This is a genomic window from Methylophaga sp. UBA4204, assembly GCF_002379485.1.
In the GTDB taxonomy this organism is placed as follows: Bacteria; Pseudomonadota; Gammaproteobacteria; order Nitrosococcales; family Methylophagaceae; genus Methylophaga.
This window is the reverse complement of the sequence record NZ_DFTU01000030.1, coordinates 57,222-57,633: the sequence shown is the minus strand read 5'-3', so window position 1 is coordinate 57,633 and position 412 is coordinate 57,222. Positions and strand designations below refer to the sequence as shown.

Annotated in this window: 1 pseudogene; it reads left to right on the top strand. The window is 47.6% G+C overall.

The features are described from left to right. Positions 1-267: pseudogene (locus B3182_RS03900) on the top strand (NAD(P)/FAD-dependent oxidoreductase); the annotation flags it as partial. Positions 268-412: the final 145 nt, after the last annotated feature.

Sequence of the window (412 nt, the reverse complement as noted above, 5' to 3'; positions counted from 1 at the left end):
GAAGCCGCTATCGAAAATCGTCCGATTAAAACCCGCGCCAGTTTAAATGCTGTCTGTCTGGCGGATATGGGACACACGGGAGCTGCATTTGTCGCCTTACCACAAATTCCCCCACGCAATCTGGCCTGGATGAAAAAGGGCCGTTGGGTTCAATGGGCGAAAATGGCCTTTGAAAAATACTTTCTGTTCCGTATGAAACGTGGCCTGCCAGAGTCTTTCTACGAACGCTGTCTGCTACGTTGCTTTGGAATCAGCAAAATTAAATAATGTTATGAAAGCAACTTCTATCAGAATGTGGTGGCTGATCTTATTCATGCCAATCATGCTGATGTTAAATGGTTGCTCTGGTCGAATTATCCCACCTCAACCTCCGGAAAGCCCGCGGGCAGTATTTGTGCTCGATCACGGACAC